Raw genomic sequence first — 13,880 nt, 5'->3', positions numbered from 1 at the left:
TAACTTGTCTGGTTTTACATGATTATGACTAATGAAACTATGTTTTTTGTGCTGTATTTAAAGTGTTCACATTGTTTTATTTCTATCCTTTTTTGTTTTAAGTGTATGATTTTATAATGTTAAATGGTTTGTGATGTTGGCTTTGTAATTGTTTTTTGTTTCGAATGGTATGTTGGGTGTTTATTTTGTCTGTATTTCTCAAAAATTGAGAAAATTAAAAAATGTGCTATGAGGTTGCATCGTCAAATCGAAAGCATGGAGTGAGATTTTCTTACCTTATGAGAAAATATGGGCTTCAAAAGTGTTTAGTGATTTTATGGTTTATGAAGTCCGCACTTTTATCTGTTATTGAAATTATGGTTTTATTTATCATTGACTTACTTTTCTTGTCTGATGTTTTTTTTACTGAATTAAGGTCGGTTTTCTTAGTTTTTACCCCTAGTCATCAGTGGTTTCTCCTCTCTTAGAGCGCTACTAAGACTATTTTCTATTTTGTGTCTGTTATTTATTCTTGTTGCCTGCATTACATACATCCTGGTGGTTTAATCGTCAGTTTGTGAAATGGCGGCTTACCTGGAGCACTTATCTGTTTTTCAGTTAAATAGTTTTAGAAAGCGTTGGTTATTTTGTCGTGTGATTTGATGGGTTCGGCTGATGAGCAAAGCTTGGCCCCAATGTTTAGTGGCATCATTCAGGCTCATCGGCTTTATTATTACGTAGGCTGAGGGTTACAAAATGTTTCGAATCGCTAGCGAGATCCAACTTTCGTAGATTGTGTCTTTACATCAAAACTGGTCTACCTAGACTAGCGGCGAGTTTAAGTAAAAGGTGTATACTGCATGTGGAGTTGGCTGGCGATAGGGCTATCAGGTGTGTATTCCGTGTTGGGAGCAAAGCAAGCTAACCCGACACAATCCCTCGTGTTTAAAATCTTTACTCTGCTACTTCTTCTTGTGTTGGTGTTAACTCAAGGTGCATCCGCAACATATACCTACTGGATTGCGGGTGGGCTTATTGTGTCTATGGTGGCAGATACGCTGCACTCGTTTAAAACTCGTAAGCTAATCTATTTTACGGCTTATCTGGTTGCCCAGGTATGCTACAGCAAGTCATTTTGGGTGCAGCTTAATGGTGAGATTGTCTGGTGGCTGTTGGCCCTGTTGCTTGCAGCGAGTATCGTGGCGTTCTTTTTGTTGCTACCTCAACTCGACTCTCTAGTATTCCCTGTTGTGATCATGGGGATGATGCTGGTTCAACTTGCTTGGGCAGCCGGTGAAGTTTGGTTACAAGTGCCGAGTTACGCCAATGCTATCGGCTTTAGCGGAACCTTAGTTCTCATCTATTCGGCGCTGGCATACGCGATACACGGTTATCGAAAACCGATGAAACACGCCTATTTGTGGGTGAGTGGCAGTTACTTTTTTGCTCATGCCCTCATTGTTGCCTCAATCATTTACTAATTTAAGTCAAAGCAGCTCTTGAGGATTTCAGTAAACTGAACGCATTGTTCTTAATAACTGGAGTCAATAATGAGTGAAATCCATGCTCACGAGCTGCTAAACCTACTTAGAGAAACACCAATGGATCGCGAAGCCCTCACACAGCACTTTGGTGCTAGCGTTCGCTTTCACACCTGTAAACTGAATGATCTAGACTTAGATGCATTACTAGCATTTTTGCTCAAGCGCGACAAAATTCGTGAGCTTGAAGGTAAGTTTGTGGTCAATATGGCGCGAGTTTGCAATCACTAAACGGCGGCTAAGATCGAGGGTGACTATGGTGTTTTCGCCCTCAGTCATATACTCATGTTGTCAGTTTGCTATACACTGGCCGCCATTTTTGAGGTGAGGCCAGAATATGGACATTCTTTCTGCAGCGACCATGCTGTTTCTAATCATGGACCCTCTCGGTAACTTGCCGATTGTGTTGTCTATTCTCAAACATATCGATCCCAAGCGTCGTCGTAAGGTATTGATTCGTGAACTACTGTTTGCCTTACTGATTTTGATGTTGTTTCTGTTTGCAGGACAAAGCATCTTAAGTTTTTTGCATGTCCAGCCAGAAACGCTCAGCATTTCAGGTGGCATTATTCTCTTCATTATTGCGATTAAGATGATTTTCCCGAGTGCTGGCAGCATCACTGGACTGGCAGCAGGCGAGGAGCCCTTTATTGTTCCGATGGCCATTCCTATGATCGCGGGCCCTTCAGTGATTGCAGCCTTGCTTTTACTGTCTTCGCAACATCCAGAGAAAATGTTGGAAATGTCAGCATCAGTCGTAATTGCGTGGGGCGCAACATTTTTTATACTGATGTTTTATGGCTTCTTTAATCGCTTGTTGGGTGAACGTGGCTTGAAGGCGGTAGAACGCTTAATGGGCTTGTTACTGGTGATGATCTCCACTCAAATGTTCTTGGATGGTGTAAAAAGTTACATTGGGTGACGAACGAAACGCAGAAAAAAAGCCGCTCACAAGAGCGGCTTTTTCGTATCTTAGCGATTACATCATGTGTTTACGACGAATATCGAGTAGGGCAAAAATACCAAAAATCAGGATTGAATATTTTTCCCAACTGCTCATTTTTATTTTGTCGCCAAATGCACCAATGAAGATGGCCATTTGTAAACCGTGCATGATGAACAAAAAAGCGGTCATGATGTAAAGCGCAATCGCGGCATTGCCGGGAAAGGGCATAAAAATATTTAGGATTAATACTAACCAAACAAAGGCGATAGCCGCTTTGGCCAGCATAATTAGTGCTTTCATTTAAGTATCCTTTTAAATCGAGGCGTTATGCGGAGGTACGTTCGTAAAGACGATAGCTCACTTGGCCTGCTGTTTTTTCTCGATGTAATTGCCAGTTTTCTGGTAAGTCGGCAATATTGAGTTCTTTTTCTGTTTCAATATAAATCATCGCATCTTCCGCGAGCCAGCCATTTTGTTCTAGCAGAGCCACGGTCTCATCCAATAGACCTTTGCGAAACGGTGGGTCAATAAACACCACATGGTGAGCAGAACCCGGTTGCTTCAAAAAACTCAGTGCGTCGGTATTTACCACTTGGATGTTGTTCGCGTTAAGAGAGGCAACATTCTTTTGTAACTGTTGGAAAGCTTGTGGGTTTAGCTCAACCATGGTCACTTGCTCTGCTTGGCGCGAAGCTGACTCAAATCCCAAGCCGCCAGAGCCAGCAAACAAGTCGAGACATTTTGCCTGTGGTACATCTTGAGCTAACCAGTTAAACAGCGTTTCTTTGACGCGATCTGTCGTGGGGCGTAAGCCTTCAGCATCGTGTACAGGAAGTTTTCTGCCTCTCCATAAGCCACTAATAATGCGAACAAAGCCCGTTGTTGGCTTTTTTTGTGATGAGTTTTGCTGGCGACGTCTTACCATAGATTTTTTGACCGCTAATAAAGTGATACTATATCTAATCGCCCAAGCAATAAGCTTGGAGCTTGGATACAGCCCAGAATATTCAAGATGACAGAGTGTAACACTAATAAGATTAGAATTACCTAATCGGAAAGTTTTCAGAACTTTGTCATTAGCCTTTTTTAGACAGATAATAATCTTGTCAAAAAAGAGTCATTAATAGATAAAAGAACAATCTAGGATAGCCCCAGATGACGGAAAAAAAGAAGCGCGGATTACTTTCGTGGCTAGGTTTTGGTGACGAAGAACAAAGCCCAAAACCAAAAACTGAAGAAACAGTAAAAGAAGAAGCAGTGGAAGCGCCTTCTGAAGAGCAGCAAACCGAAGCGGTTGCTGAGCAAGCGGAAGCAACGCCAGAACTTGAAGAAGAAGCGAAACAATCAGAGGCTGCCCCAGCAGAAGCAGAAGCAGAAGCAGAAGCAGAGGCAGAGGAGCCAGAAGTCGTATCGGCCGCGCCTCGTGTTCAAGAACAAGAAAAGCCAACAGAAAGCTTTTTTGCTCGTCTTAAACGCAGCTTAAGCCGAACAAAAGCAAATATTGGTGCTGGCTTCTTCGGTCTGTTCAGTGGTAAGAAAATCGATGAAGACTTATTTGAAGAGCTAGAAGAGCAACTGCTTATTGCTGATGTGGGCATGAATACCACAACAAAAATTATCAACAACCTGACAGAAAAAGCCACACGTGGCGATCTGAAAGACGGCGAAGCCCTTTATGGTTTGTTGAAAGAAGAAATGGCTGAAATTCTTTCTAAAGTCGAACAGCCACTAGAAATCGATAGCAACAAAACGCCTTACGTCATCTTGATGGTGGGTGTAAATGGCGTGGGTAAAACCACGACCATCGGTAAGCTAGCGAAGCAGTTCCAAACTCAAGGCAAAAAAGTGATGCTTGCAGCGGGCGATACTTTCCGTGCCGCAGCGGTTGAGCAGCTACAAGTGTGGGGTGAACGTAATAATGTTCCTGTGATTGCTCAACATACTGGCGCAGACAGTGCCTCTGTTATCTATGATGCGATTGAAGCGGCAAAAGCACGTGGTGTGGATGTGGTGATTGCTGATACAGCAGGTCGTCTACAGAACAAAGCGAACCTAATGGAAGAGCTGCGTAAGATTGTACGTGTGATGAAGAAAATTGATGACTCTGCACCACATGAGATCATGCTAACGCTTGATGCAGGTACAGGACAAAATGCCATTAGCCAAGCGAAACTTTTCAGTGATGTTGCCCCTCTAACCGGGATTACTTTGACTAAGCTGGATGGTACAGCCAAGGGCGGCGTAATTTTCGCTATTGCTGATCAGTTCGGTATTCCAATTCGTTACATTGGTGTGGGTGAAGGTATCGAAGACTTGCGTCCATTTGAAACTCAAGAGTTTATTGACGCACTGTTTAGTCGTGAAGAATAAAAAGAGTTAGAGGAAATCAACGGTGATCAAATTTCAGCAAGTAAGCAAAGCTTACCGAGGTGGTCGACAAGCACTGCAAAAAGTCGATTTTCACCTGAGGCGCGGTGAAATGGCGTTTTTAGGCGGACATTCCGGGGCTGGTAAAAGTACCTTGCTGAAATTGATCTGCGCGATAGAGCGACCAACCGATGGCAAAATCCATTTTAATGGCCACGACATCACGCGTATTCCAGGCAAAGACATCCCTTTTTTGCGCCGCAATATTGGGATTGTTTTTCAAGATCATCGCCTATTGATGGATCGCAGTGTGTACGACAATGTCGCTCTGCCAATGCGTATCGAATCGATTTCTGAAAACGAAATCAAACGCCGTGTTTCTGCGGCGTTAGATAAAACGGGCTTACTCGATAAAGCTCGTTGTCTACCTAGTCAACTTTCTGGTGGTGAGCAACAGCGCGTCGGTATTGCCCGTGCTGTGGTTAATCGACCAACGTTGCTGGTGGCTGATGAGCCTACGGGTAACCTTGACCCAGAATTATCCAACCGTGTGTTGCGTCTATTCGAAGAATTTAACCGTGCGGGCGTGACAATCTTACTTGCCACGCACGATGTGGGGTTAGTAAACACTCGCCCACAGTATCGTCATTTTGAATTGAACCAAGGCTTCCTAAGTGAGGTAGAAGACTATGGCAGGTAACAAGCACTCCCAAAAGAATGGGAAAGGCCGTAGTGCCAAGCGTGCGAATACCGATGGTTTTTTCTCTGTCCACGCAAAACAAGCTAAATCCTCTTTTAGCGCCTTATGGCAACGACCACTAGGCAACATTCTGACCCTAGCGGTCATCTCCATGGCACTTGCCATGCCAGCTTGTTTGTATCTATTGGGGAAAAACGTTGCGGGGGCAGCGGAAGATGTCGCTTCTCCTTCACAAGTTAGTGCTTACTTAGTTGAAGGCATGCCGGATGCGCGAGTGATGGTTCTCAAAGATCAAATTGAAACTTGGCCTTTGGTAAAAGAGGTAGAATATATTTCACCGCAACAAGGTCTATCTGATTTAAGCCAATATGCAGGGTTCGACCAAGCTATCAGTCTTTTAAGTGGCTATGCGCTACCTGGTGTGTTGGTGATTACGCCAGATTCGGAGCTAAAAAGTGATATTCAGTCATTAGCCAAAGACGTTCGAGAGCAACAAGATGTGACCGACGTGAGACTTGACGAAGACTGGCTGGCGCGTCTTGATGCCATCAAAACTCTCGCGAGTATTATTGTCATTACCCTGACAGTACTGATGCTCGGTGCGGTATTTTTAATCGTTGGCAATACATTGCGATTTAATGTGCTGGCGAATAAAGAAGAGATTCAAACCATGAAACTGATCGGTGCGACGGACAGTTTTATTCTGCGCCCTTACTTGTACACAGGCATGTGGTTTGGCGTGTTAGGTGCCACTATTGCGTGGTTGGTAACGGCTTTAGTGACCATTGTCATGAATAGTGCGGTGGAAGACCTTGCTGCGTTGTACGATAGCCAGTTCCGCCTGATTGGTCTAAGTTGGGATGAATCTTTGTTATTAATCATCATTGGGAGTCTTTTGGGATGTATTGCGGCGCGTTTTTCTGCGCAACGACATTTAAAAGAAATTGAACCAGTTTAAGTGATGGCGGTCTTATTACTTGGATTTCATTAGCACTAGCTAATTTTGAACCCTTGCTTAGACCAAATGTTTATGGATAATTGCTTCCCCTTCTTGAAACTTGTTCATTTTGAGTTCAAGATATCGAAGCTAAATTGCAATGTAATGCTCCAGATCAGAGATTGATGAGGAATTGAATGACAAAAGAAGCGTATCCGATGGCTCTAGTCACGCAAGATAGCCTTGATAGCTATATTCGCTCAGTAAACAGCTACCCAATGCTGACTGCAGACGAAGAGCGTGAGCTGGCAGAACGATTACACTATAAAGGTGAGATTGAGGCTGCAAAAGGTCTAATTCTTTCGCACCTACGATTCGTTGTTCACGTTGCTCGTGGTTACTCTGGCTACGGTTTGCCGATGGCGGATCTTGTGCAAGAGGGTAACATCGGTCTAATGAAAGCCGTTAAGCGTTTTAACCCAGAAGTAGGGGTTCGCTTGGTTTCTTTTGCTGTCCACTGGATCAAAGCAGAGATCCACGAATACGTGCTACGTAACTGGCGTATCGTGAAAATTGCGACCACTAAAGCGCAACGTAAATTGTTCTTCAACCTGCGTAAGTCGAAAAAGCGCTTGGGTTGGTTTAACAACGGTGAAGTGGAAACCGTTGCGCGCGAGTTAGGTGTTGAGCCTTCTGAAGTTCGCGAGATGGAATCACGCTTAGCGGCGGTGGATTCAACCTTTGATATGCCAACTGATGAAGACGACAGTTCAAACGCTTACACAGCGCCGATGCTATACCTAGAAGACAAATCGTCTGATGTGGCCGACAACATTGAAGCCGCCAACTGGGAAATGCACACCAACAATCGCTTGGGTCATGCATTAGCGAGTTTGGATGAGCGTAGTCAGCGCATCGTGCGTTCTCGTTGGTTAGATGATGAGAAAGCAACATTGCAAGACTTAGCTGATGAGTTCGGTGTTTCTGCCGAGCGTATTCGCCAGCTAGAAAAAAATGCAATGAAGAAACTAAAATTGGCCGTGGGTGAATTTTAATTTCCACTGCTAATTGAAAGTAAGATTTTCACAGAAAGCCGAGATCATGTGATCTCGGCTTTTTTATTGTCGATCGAAAATCGATAGCGTTTGCGATCCGGATTTTATGTGCTACCTGTGCATAACTCTGTGAAGTAATTATTTATCAACTGTTCGAAACCCGGACAAAATAAGGGATTCAAGCACTTTTCCATCTGGGGATAGTTATAGATATACACACAGTTAGATCAGGATCATCACTACATATTGTGGATCAAAAGATCCAAATACACTTTATCAACGCAATTCACAGCTTTATCCACAAATGGTTGGAATGTGTACACTTTTGAAAACCCTGATTATCCATGTGTCTAAGTTTGCCGTTGGATAGGTTACAATAGCGGCAGTATACCCAAGCAACTTCAAATATGGATTTTATGCTGTACCACGGGTGCTGATTAGTACGTTAGGTTCGAGGTTGCTTGGGTATATTAATAAGACAATGAGAAAGTAAATGGATCAGTTTAAGCATATCGATGTACAAGGTGCGCAAGCGCTGCTCGAGCAGGGTGATGCGAAGCTTGTAGATATCCGTGACCCTCAATCGTTTGCCGTTGCGCATGCGGAGTCCGCGTATCATTTAACTAACGATACGATCGTTGCGTTTATGGATGAAGTGGAGTTCGAACAACCTATTCTAGTGATGTGTTACCACGGCATTAGTAGCCAAGGTGCAGCGCAATATTTGGTTAACCAAGGCTTTGAACAGGTGTACAGTGTAGATGGTGGCTTTGAAGCCTGGCATCGAGCAGAACTACCGATAGTGAGAAGTTAATGAAGAGATTGGTAACGTTAAATAATCCACGTATGGCGCAAGCCTTTATTGATTATATGGCCTCTCGCCAAATTGACATCGAAATGATGCCAGAAGGAGATGGGCAGTTTGCGCTGTGGCTGACTGATAGCCAGCATGAAATAGAAGCGGAAGCCGAACTTAAGCAGTTCCTTGCTAATCCGTCTGATTCAAAATACAGCGCCGCCTCGTGGGACGTTGCCGATACTCGTAAGAGCACATTTCATTATTCCAGCCCGAGTATCATAAGCATGGTCAAAGCGAAAGCTGGCCCCATGACTTTGCTGATCATGACAGTCTGTATCATCATCTACTTGTTACAAATGTTTGGCTTTGGCAATGGCGTGTTTAAGTTGTTGCACTTCCCGGCTTTTGAGGGGCAACAATGGCAAGTGTGGCGATGGCTAAGTCATGCGTTACTGCACTTTTCAGTAACTCACATCGTGTTTAACTTACTATGGTGGTGGCAGTTGGGTGGCGACATCGAACGTCGTCTCGGTTCCGGTAAGCTATTGCAACTCTTTGTGGTGTCGGCAGCGCTTTCAGGGGCAGGCCAGTTCTATGTTGAAGGGGCTAACTTCGGCGGCTTGTCTGGCGTGGTCTATGCACTGCTTGGTTATTTGTGGATACTGGGTTACCGCTTGCCACATTTAGGCCTTACGCTACCCAAGCCAATCATCGTCTTTATGTTGGTATGGTTAGTTCTTGGTTTTGTGCAGCCATTTATGGCGATTGCAAACACCGCTCACTTAGTTGGGCTACTGTCGGGGATGGCGATTGCGCTGTTTGATTCAGGCAAGATGAAATACCAACAGCAAGCCTAAAGCAGATGAAATGAAAAGACCGCTCAAGAGCGGTCTTTTTTATGTTCAAAACGGATTTGGGTTTATTGATAAAGGTATTTTGTAAACAACAAATCGGCAATGATGGTTTTACCTGTTTCAGGCAAAAGCGTTTCGTTGAGGGTCGTCACTAAAGTTTTGCGCAGATCTTCTCGGCCAGAAAGGGACTTAATCGTATCTTCTGTTTGCTTACCCAATAATTCAATCACTGCATCGCGAATCAAAGGTTGGTGATGCTCAACAACTGATAAATCTTGTTGACTCATTACCATGATGTCGATGCGCACTTGCACATAACCTAACTTTTTGCCTTTGGTGTAAAAGTTAGTAGTGAGATCAGGCTCTAGGGTAAAGTATGCCAACTTAGGTCCAGCTTCTTCCGTTTCAGCCCAACTTGGTGCGGCGAATAGTATGGTTAACGCAAAAATAATTTGGGCTATATAACGTTTGTACATATTTCTAACTTTTCTTTCTCTGGATCGCGATATTCGAATCGCTTCAGTCTTGATACAATGGGCCGTCTATAACAAATAACGGAACTTACGGTTACATACATTACTATGGACGGTAAGTTGTTGCTTTATTGTACGCATAAAGCCTCCAATTGAATACTAGTATGAATCAGCCAACATCACTCTATCTTGCTTCTTTATTGGAAGTAGAGTGGCAAAACCCCGAAGAATTCGAATTTCCAAATGAATTTGCCAAGCATTGGCTTGAAGAGCAAGGGTCTTTGTCACGTCGTTTAAAACAGCACTGCCAAGCGTTAACGGTAGAATTGCTACAAAATCAGATCGTCACTGCAGCGACATTAAAACAGGACGAAAGCCAGTTATTGTCCGAACAAGATTGCTTACTGAGAGAGGTAATTTTGTGCGGTGACAATAATAACTGGGTTATTGGGCGGACATTGATTCCTCGTTCAACCTTAGTTGATCAGCAGTATGATTTGGCTCAACAAGGGGATATCCCATTAGGACTAACTGTGTTTAGCGCAGATAACGTTGAGCGGGACTCTTTGCAAATGGGATGGGTAGCCGTACCAGAAGGACGTTTGTTAGCACGACGCTCAAGGTTGTGGATGAATCACAAACCGATGCTAGTCGCCGAGTTATTCTTATCTAATTCACCAGTTTACGCTAAGGAGACAGTGTAAATGTCCGCAGAAAAAGCCAAAGCATATTGGCAACTGATGCGCATGGATCGCCCGATTGGTTCACTGTTACTGATGTGGCCAACGATTTGGGCGCTAATTATCTCAGCCCAAGGGATGCCGAGTTGGGATGTATTCATCGTGTTTGTATTGGGTGTTTTCCTAATGCGTAGTGCGGGGTGCGTGATTAATGATTTTGCAGATCGCAAAGTCGACGGCCATGTAAAGCGTACTAAGCAACGTCCACTGCCATCAGGGAAAGTGACAGCAAAAGAAGCGATTGGATTATTTTTGGTTTTGGGTATCAGCTCGTTTTTGTTAGTGCTGACCATGAACCCGCTGACGATTCAGCTATCCTTCGCTGGCATTGTGTTGGCGTTCATCTATCCATTTATGAAGCGTTACACTCATATTCCACAGCTATTTTTAGGCTTGGCTTTTAGCTGGGCGATTCCAATGGCGTGGGCTGCACAAACTGGGGAATTACCATTAATTGTTTGGTTTTTGTTCCTCATTAATGCTTTGTGGACCATTGCGTACGACACTCAATATGCGATGGTAGACCGAGATGATGATCTAAAGATTGGCATTAAATCGACGGCAATTCTGTTTGGTCGTCATGACAAGCTTATTATTGGTGTGTTGCAACTGATTACACTCGCGATGTTGGTTTGGTTAGGGCAGTTCTACCAATTGGGACAAAGTTACTACTGGACCCTTTTGATTGCAGCGTCGTTGTTTGTTTATCAGCAGCACTTAATTCGTCACCGTGAGCGTGAGTTGTGCTTTAAGGCTTTCCTTAACAACAATTATGTTGGCATGGTGATAGCGATAGGGTTACTGGTCGCATTTTGGTAAGCGAAGAAATAGAAAAAGGCATCCGATTGGATGCCTTTTTTCTTATTGGACGAAGGTAAAACGGTTACGACCGAAGTTGGTGAATACTCTCTTCGATCGTCAGTTTCACTTCTGGATAAAGCAGAGTGAACAGTAGCCGTGCAAATTGCTGCGTTTTCTTCGTGTCACAGTTACCATCGTTATCGAGGTATTTTTGCTGTTTGAGCGTATTGAACATCGCGGTAAACACACCTTTATCGAAGAATTCTGGCGCATTAATACCGTGCAAACGCCCTAGGCGCTGAGCAATATCTTGGCTCTTCTGCTCTAGGTCCGATTTACCCAGCTCAGGGTAAGCAACAAGCAAGTTCATCGCGATAGAGTAGCGTTGCAGCGTTTCAGTTATCGTACGACCTAGCAGAACCAAAGGCTGGTTGTTCGATTGATTGATCTCTAGCTTATCACCATCAAGACTAATCATTTTCTGATCGGCAAATTCATGCAGCGTTTTAACGACCAATTCATCTAACTCGTCTTCCTGGTAACTTAAGAACAGCTCTTTCTTCAAGAATGGGTAGATTTGCGCGACATTCGCTTGAATCTTGGCTACCGAAAGGTTGCGCTGACGAATGAGCATTTGGGCAATTAATGACGGCAGAGCGAACAAGTGAATGATGTTGTTGCGATAGTAAGTCATCAGGATCGATTGGCTACGGTCCAGCGAAATGATGTCACCCATGCTATCGGTTTCAATCACGAACTTATCAAGCGAAATTGCATGATCGACCAACTCCTCAGCACTTTCGGTAGGGATAGTGGAGGTGCTTGAGTACGGATTATTTTTGAGTAGCTTTAAGTAACACTCGATCTGATTGATCAGCGAGTCACGAGAAAGTGCACGTTGACGAGAAGCAAGCAGTGCGGTTGCACACAAGGTCAACGCGTTTGCTGCCGCCGCATCATTGATGTGCGTCATCATCTTATTAGCAAGGTCGTTGACCACAGGATTCATCCATTGTGGTTTGTTACCACCCATGCTGTCGATGTCTTTCGTCCACTCAGGAGCATGCTCGTTCAAGTATTGGTTGAGCTGAATTGGCTCACCGAAGTTCACATAGCCCAAACCAAAGTTACGCAGTTTACGCAGAGTACGCAGTACAAGCCCTGCGTTTTCTTTCTCTTTGCGTTTGCCACGCAGCTCTTTCGCGTAAGTGCCTACTTCCATTACGTGCTCGTAACCGATGTAGACCGGTACTAGTGTTACTGGGCGGTTTAGACCACGTAGCATTGCTTGGATGGTCATAGCCAGCATACCCGTTTTCGCTTGCAGTAAGCGACCTGTACGTGAACGACCACCTTCACTGAAGTACTCGACTGAATAGCCTTTGGCAAACAGCTCAGCTAGATACTCACGGAAAATGGTTGAGTACAGTTTGTTGCCTTTAAAACTACGACGAATAAAGAACGCCCCACCGCGACGGAAAAGAGGACCGGCCGGGAAGAAGTTCAAGTTAATGCCTGCCGCAATGTGCGGAGGCACCATGCCTTCATGGTATAAAACATAAGACAACAGCAGGTAGTCCATGTGACTACGGTGACACGGAACGTACACAATTTCGTGGCCGTCTTGCGCTAAACGACGCACAGTCGAGGCGTTATTGATGTGCAAACCTTGGTATAGTTTTGTCCATAACCAACTCAGGATGCGGTCGCCGTTTTTCACCAGACTGTAGGAGAAGTCGGCGGCGATTTCATCCATGATGTCGTGGGCTTCTTTACGTGCCTTATCAATCGAGATGTTTTTGCTCTTGGCTTCGTCAGCAATCGCCAGTTCAATAGCTGGAGATTTTAGTAAACGAGCAAACAACACTTGGCGTTGTGGCAAGTTTGGGCCTGAAGCAGCCAGTTTCTGGCGTGAGAAGTGGATACGCGCCACGCGAGCCAGTTTGTGCGCAATTGCGCTGTCGGTACCGTGAGAGTCTGCCATATAACGCAGAGATACCACGGGACTAAAGCGAACTAAGCAGTCGCGTCCCGCCGCTATTACTGCTTTGGCTTTTTGCGGACCATTCATCGGTTGAAGGTAAGGTTTTTGGTTCTCTTCTTTACCTGGCTTACGACCCCAAAGCACGGTTGCAGGGATCATTTGAACATCCAACTCACTATCCAGCTTGTGCAGTTCCAGTAAGTCAGTGAACAGAGAAACAGAATCGGTTGGGACATCATTATCGTTGTTCATCACAGTTGGACGCGCAGCGATAAAGACGAAACGGTTCAGCGTTTTGCCATTGATTTCCAGCGGGCTGAGCGGGTCGGGTAGACCAAGGCTCATGGCTTGTTTTTGCAGTGTCAGCAAATCCACGTTCGAGCGGAACGGCAGGGCATATACAATCGGTTTAGTTAGGTCGATGTTCAGATCTTCAATCGGGTTCGACGGGATTGTGGTGCCCTTTACCAGTACCGATAAAGGTAGTTTTAGTAATGAACGTGAAAATGATTGTCCAGAAGACATAAAGTTCACAGCCTCAATAGGTATTCAAACAGGCCTAACCTTATTTCAGTTTCCGCTTTGCATGTCTTCTCTATAAAAAGAGATGAGTAGGGCAATAGAAATAAGCCTAGGCGATAAAATTTAAGCGCTGCAAGGATACCAGAAACTGGTCAAACCTTTTAATTTTATTGGCTGTAAAT

Annotated in this window: 15 protein-coding genes; 11 read left to right on the top strand and 4 right to left on the bottom strand. The window is 44.5% G+C overall.

The annotated features are described in order from the left end of the window. Positions 1–839 precede the first annotated feature (839 nt). The 3 genes from R7Q41_RS22105 (at position 840) to R7Q41_RS22095 (ending at position 2,442) form a co-directional block, all read left to right on the top strand. Positions 840–1,460, top strand: a complete 621-nt coding sequence (locus tag R7Q41_RS22105; RefSeq protein ID WP_005389670.1) for a lysoplasmalogenase — start codon at positions 840–842, stop codon at positions 1,458–1,460. Positions 1,461–1,529: 69 nt separating this feature from the next. After that, positions 1,530–1,751 (top strand): YecH family metal-binding protein, encoded by a 222-nt coding sequence (locus tag R7Q41_RS22100; protein WP_005378711.1) that lies wholly within the window; start codon positions 1,530–1,532, stop codon positions 1,749–1,751. 106 nt (positions 1,752–1,857) lie between these two features. Then, entirely contained in the window at positions 1,858–2,442 is a 585-nt protein-coding gene (locus tag R7Q41_RS22095) for a YhgN family NAAT transporter (protein WP_005389671.1), read from the top strand. A 57-nt stretch (positions 2,443–2,499) separates the two neighbouring features. On the opposite strand, the gene R7Q41_RS22090 is transcribed toward R7Q41_RS22095, so the two are convergent. Next, positions 2,500–2,766 carry a DUF1145 domain-containing protein gene (locus R7Q41_RS22090; protein WP_005378704.1) on the bottom strand — a complete coding sequence of 89 codons (267 nt, stop codon included), beginning with the start codon at positions 2,764–2,766 and terminating at the stop codon, positions 2,500–2,502. 25 nt (positions 2,767–2,791) lie between these two features. Further along, positions 2,792–3,391 carry a 16S rRNA (guanine(966)-N(2))-methyltransferase RsmD gene (gene rsmD, locus R7Q41_RS22085; RefSeq protein ID WP_005378702.1) on the bottom strand — a complete coding sequence of 200 codons (600 nt, stop codon included), beginning with the start codon at positions 3,389–3,391 and terminating at the stop codon, positions 2,792–2,794. Positions 3,392–3,621: 230 nt separating this feature from the next. Between rsmD and ftsY the strand changes: the two genes are divergently transcribed. The 6 genes from ftsY (at position 3,622) to glpG (ending at position 9,181) form a co-directional block, all read left to right on the top strand. After that, positions 3,622–4,836 carry a signal recognition particle-docking protein FtsY gene (gene ftsY / locus R7Q41_RS22080; RefSeq protein ID WP_033907268.1) on the top strand — a complete coding sequence of 405 codons (1,215 nt, stop codon included), beginning with the start codon at positions 3,622–3,624 and terminating at the stop codon, positions 4,834–4,836. Positions 4,837–4,858: 22 nt separating this feature from the next. Then, positions 4,859–5,533, top strand: coding sequence for a cell division ATP-binding protein FtsE (gene ftsE / locus R7Q41_RS22075; RefSeq protein ID WP_005378697.1), 675 nt, complete (start codon positions 4,859–4,861; stop codon positions 5,531–5,533). Continuing rightward, positions 5,523–6,491: a permease-like cell division protein FtsX gene (gene ftsX / locus R7Q41_RS22070; RefSeq protein WP_213971076.1), complete on the top strand. Its 969-nt coding sequence runs from the start codon at positions 5,523–5,525 to the stop codon at positions 6,489–6,491. The genes ftsE and ftsX overlap by 11 nt, the downstream gene beginning before the upstream one ends. A 176-nt stretch (positions 6,492–6,667) precedes the next feature. Continuing rightward, positions 6,668–7,525 (top strand): RNA polymerase sigma factor RpoH, encoded by an 858-nt coding sequence (rpoH, locus tag R7Q41_RS22065; RefSeq protein ID WP_005378693.1) that lies wholly within the window; start codon positions 6,668–6,670, stop codon positions 7,523–7,525. A gap of 493 nt (positions 7,526–8,018) precedes the next feature. Beyond that, positions 8,019–8,339 carry a thiosulfate sulfurtransferase GlpE gene (glpE, locus tag R7Q41_RS22060; RefSeq protein WP_005378691.1) on the top strand — a complete coding sequence of 107 codons (321 nt, stop codon included), beginning with the start codon at positions 8,019–8,021 and terminating at the stop codon, positions 8,337–8,339. Next, entirely contained in the window at positions 8,339–9,181 is an 843-nt protein-coding gene (glpG, locus tag R7Q41_RS22055) for a rhomboid family intramembrane serine protease GlpG (protein WP_017821294.1), read from the top strand. The genes glpE and glpG overlap by 1 nt, the downstream gene beginning before the upstream one ends. Positions 9,182–9,243: 62 nt before the next feature. Here the strand turns inward: glpG and R7Q41_RS22050 are convergent, their stop codons facing one another. Beyond that, positions 9,244–9,654 carry a flagellar basal body-associated protein FliL gene (locus R7Q41_RS22050; RefSeq protein WP_005378687.1) on the bottom strand — a complete coding sequence of 137 codons (411 nt, stop codon included), beginning with the start codon at positions 9,652–9,654 and terminating at the stop codon, positions 9,244–9,246. 161 nt (positions 9,655–9,815) lie between these two features. On the opposite strand from R7Q41_RS22050, the gene R7Q41_RS22045 reads away from it, so the two are divergent. Together R7Q41_RS22045 and ubiA are read left to right on the top strand one after the other, a co-directional pair. Continuing rightward, entirely contained in the window at positions 9,816–10,355 is a 540-nt protein-coding gene (locus tag R7Q41_RS22045) for a chorismate lyase (protein ID WP_005378686.1), read from the top strand. Further along, positions 10,356–11,210 (top strand): 4-hydroxybenzoate octaprenyltransferase, encoded by an 855-nt coding sequence (gene ubiA / locus R7Q41_RS22040; RefSeq protein WP_005378684.1) that lies wholly within the window; start codon positions 10,356–10,358, stop codon positions 11,208–11,210. 64 nt (positions 11,211–11,274) lie between these two features. On the opposite strand, the gene plsB is transcribed toward ubiA, so the two are convergent. Beyond that, positions 11,275–13,701 carry a glycerol-3-phosphate 1-O-acyltransferase PlsB gene (gene plsB, locus R7Q41_RS22035; protein ID WP_104979835.1) on the bottom strand — a complete coding sequence of 809 codons (2,427 nt, stop codon included), beginning with the start codon at positions 13,699–13,701 and terminating at the stop codon, positions 11,275–11,277. Positions 13,702–13,880 lie beyond the last annotated feature (179 nt).

Origin of the sequence: Vibrio sp. 2096, from assembly GCF_033339595.1 — a bacterium.
Classification (GTDB): domain Bacteria; phylum Pseudomonadota; class Gammaproteobacteria; order Enterobacterales; family Vibrionaceae; genus Vibrio; species Vibrio alginolyticus.
This window is presented reverse-complemented; position numbering and strand designations above follow the sequence as displayed.

Bases quoted from the DNA above. Each gene is read 5' to 3' on its own strand.
- R7Q41_RS22105 (WP_005389670.1), top strand. From the start codon at position 840: ATGTGGAGTTGGCTGGCGATAGGGCTATCAGGTGTGTATTCCGTGTTG.
- R7Q41_RS22100 (WP_005378711.1), top strand. From the start codon at position 1,530: ATGAGTGAAATCCATGCTCACGAGCTGCTAAACCTACTTAGAGAAACA.
- R7Q41_RS22095 (WP_005389671.1), top strand. From the start codon at position 1,858: ATGGACATTCTTTCTGCAGCGACCATGCTGTTTCTAATCATGGACCCT.
- R7Q41_RS22090 (WP_005378704.1), bottom strand. From the start codon at position 2,766: ATGAAAGCACTAATTATGCTGGCCAAAGCGGCTATCGCCTTTGTTTGG.
- rsmD (WP_005378702.1), bottom strand. From the start codon at position 3,391: ATGGTAAGACGTCGCCAGCAAAACTCATCACAAAAAAAGCCAACAACG.
- ftsY (WP_033907268.1), top strand. From the start codon at position 3,622: ATGACGGAAAAAAAGAAGCGCGGATTACTTTCGTGGCTAGGTTTTGGT.
- ftsX (WP_213971076.1), top strand. From the start codon at position 5,523: ATGGCAGGTAACAAGCACTCCCAAAAGAATGGGAAAGGCCGTAGTGCC.
- rpoH (WP_005378693.1), top strand. From the start codon at position 6,668: ATGACAAAAGAAGCGTATCCGATGGCTCTAGTCACGCAAGATAGCCTT.
- glpE (WP_005378691.1), top strand. From the start codon at position 8,019: ATGGATCAGTTTAAGCATATCGATGTACAAGGTGCGCAAGCGCTGCTC.
- glpG (WP_017821294.1), top strand. From the start codon at position 8,339: ATGAAGAGATTGGTAACGTTAAATAATCCACGTATGGCGCAAGCCTTT.
- R7Q41_RS22050 (WP_005378687.1), bottom strand. From the start codon at position 9,654: ATGTACAAACGTTATATAGCCCAAATTATTTTTGCGTTAACCATACTA.
- R7Q41_RS22045 (WP_005378686.1), top strand. From the start codon at position 9,816: ATGAATCAGCCAACATCACTCTATCTTGCTTCTTTATTGGAAGTAGAG.
- ubiA (WP_005378684.1), top strand. From the start codon at position 10,356: ATGTCCGCAGAAAAAGCCAAAGCATATTGGCAACTGATGCGCATGGAT.
- plsB (WP_104979835.1), bottom strand. From the start codon at position 13,701: ATGTCTTCTGGACAATCATTTTCACGTTCATTACTAAAACTACCTTTA.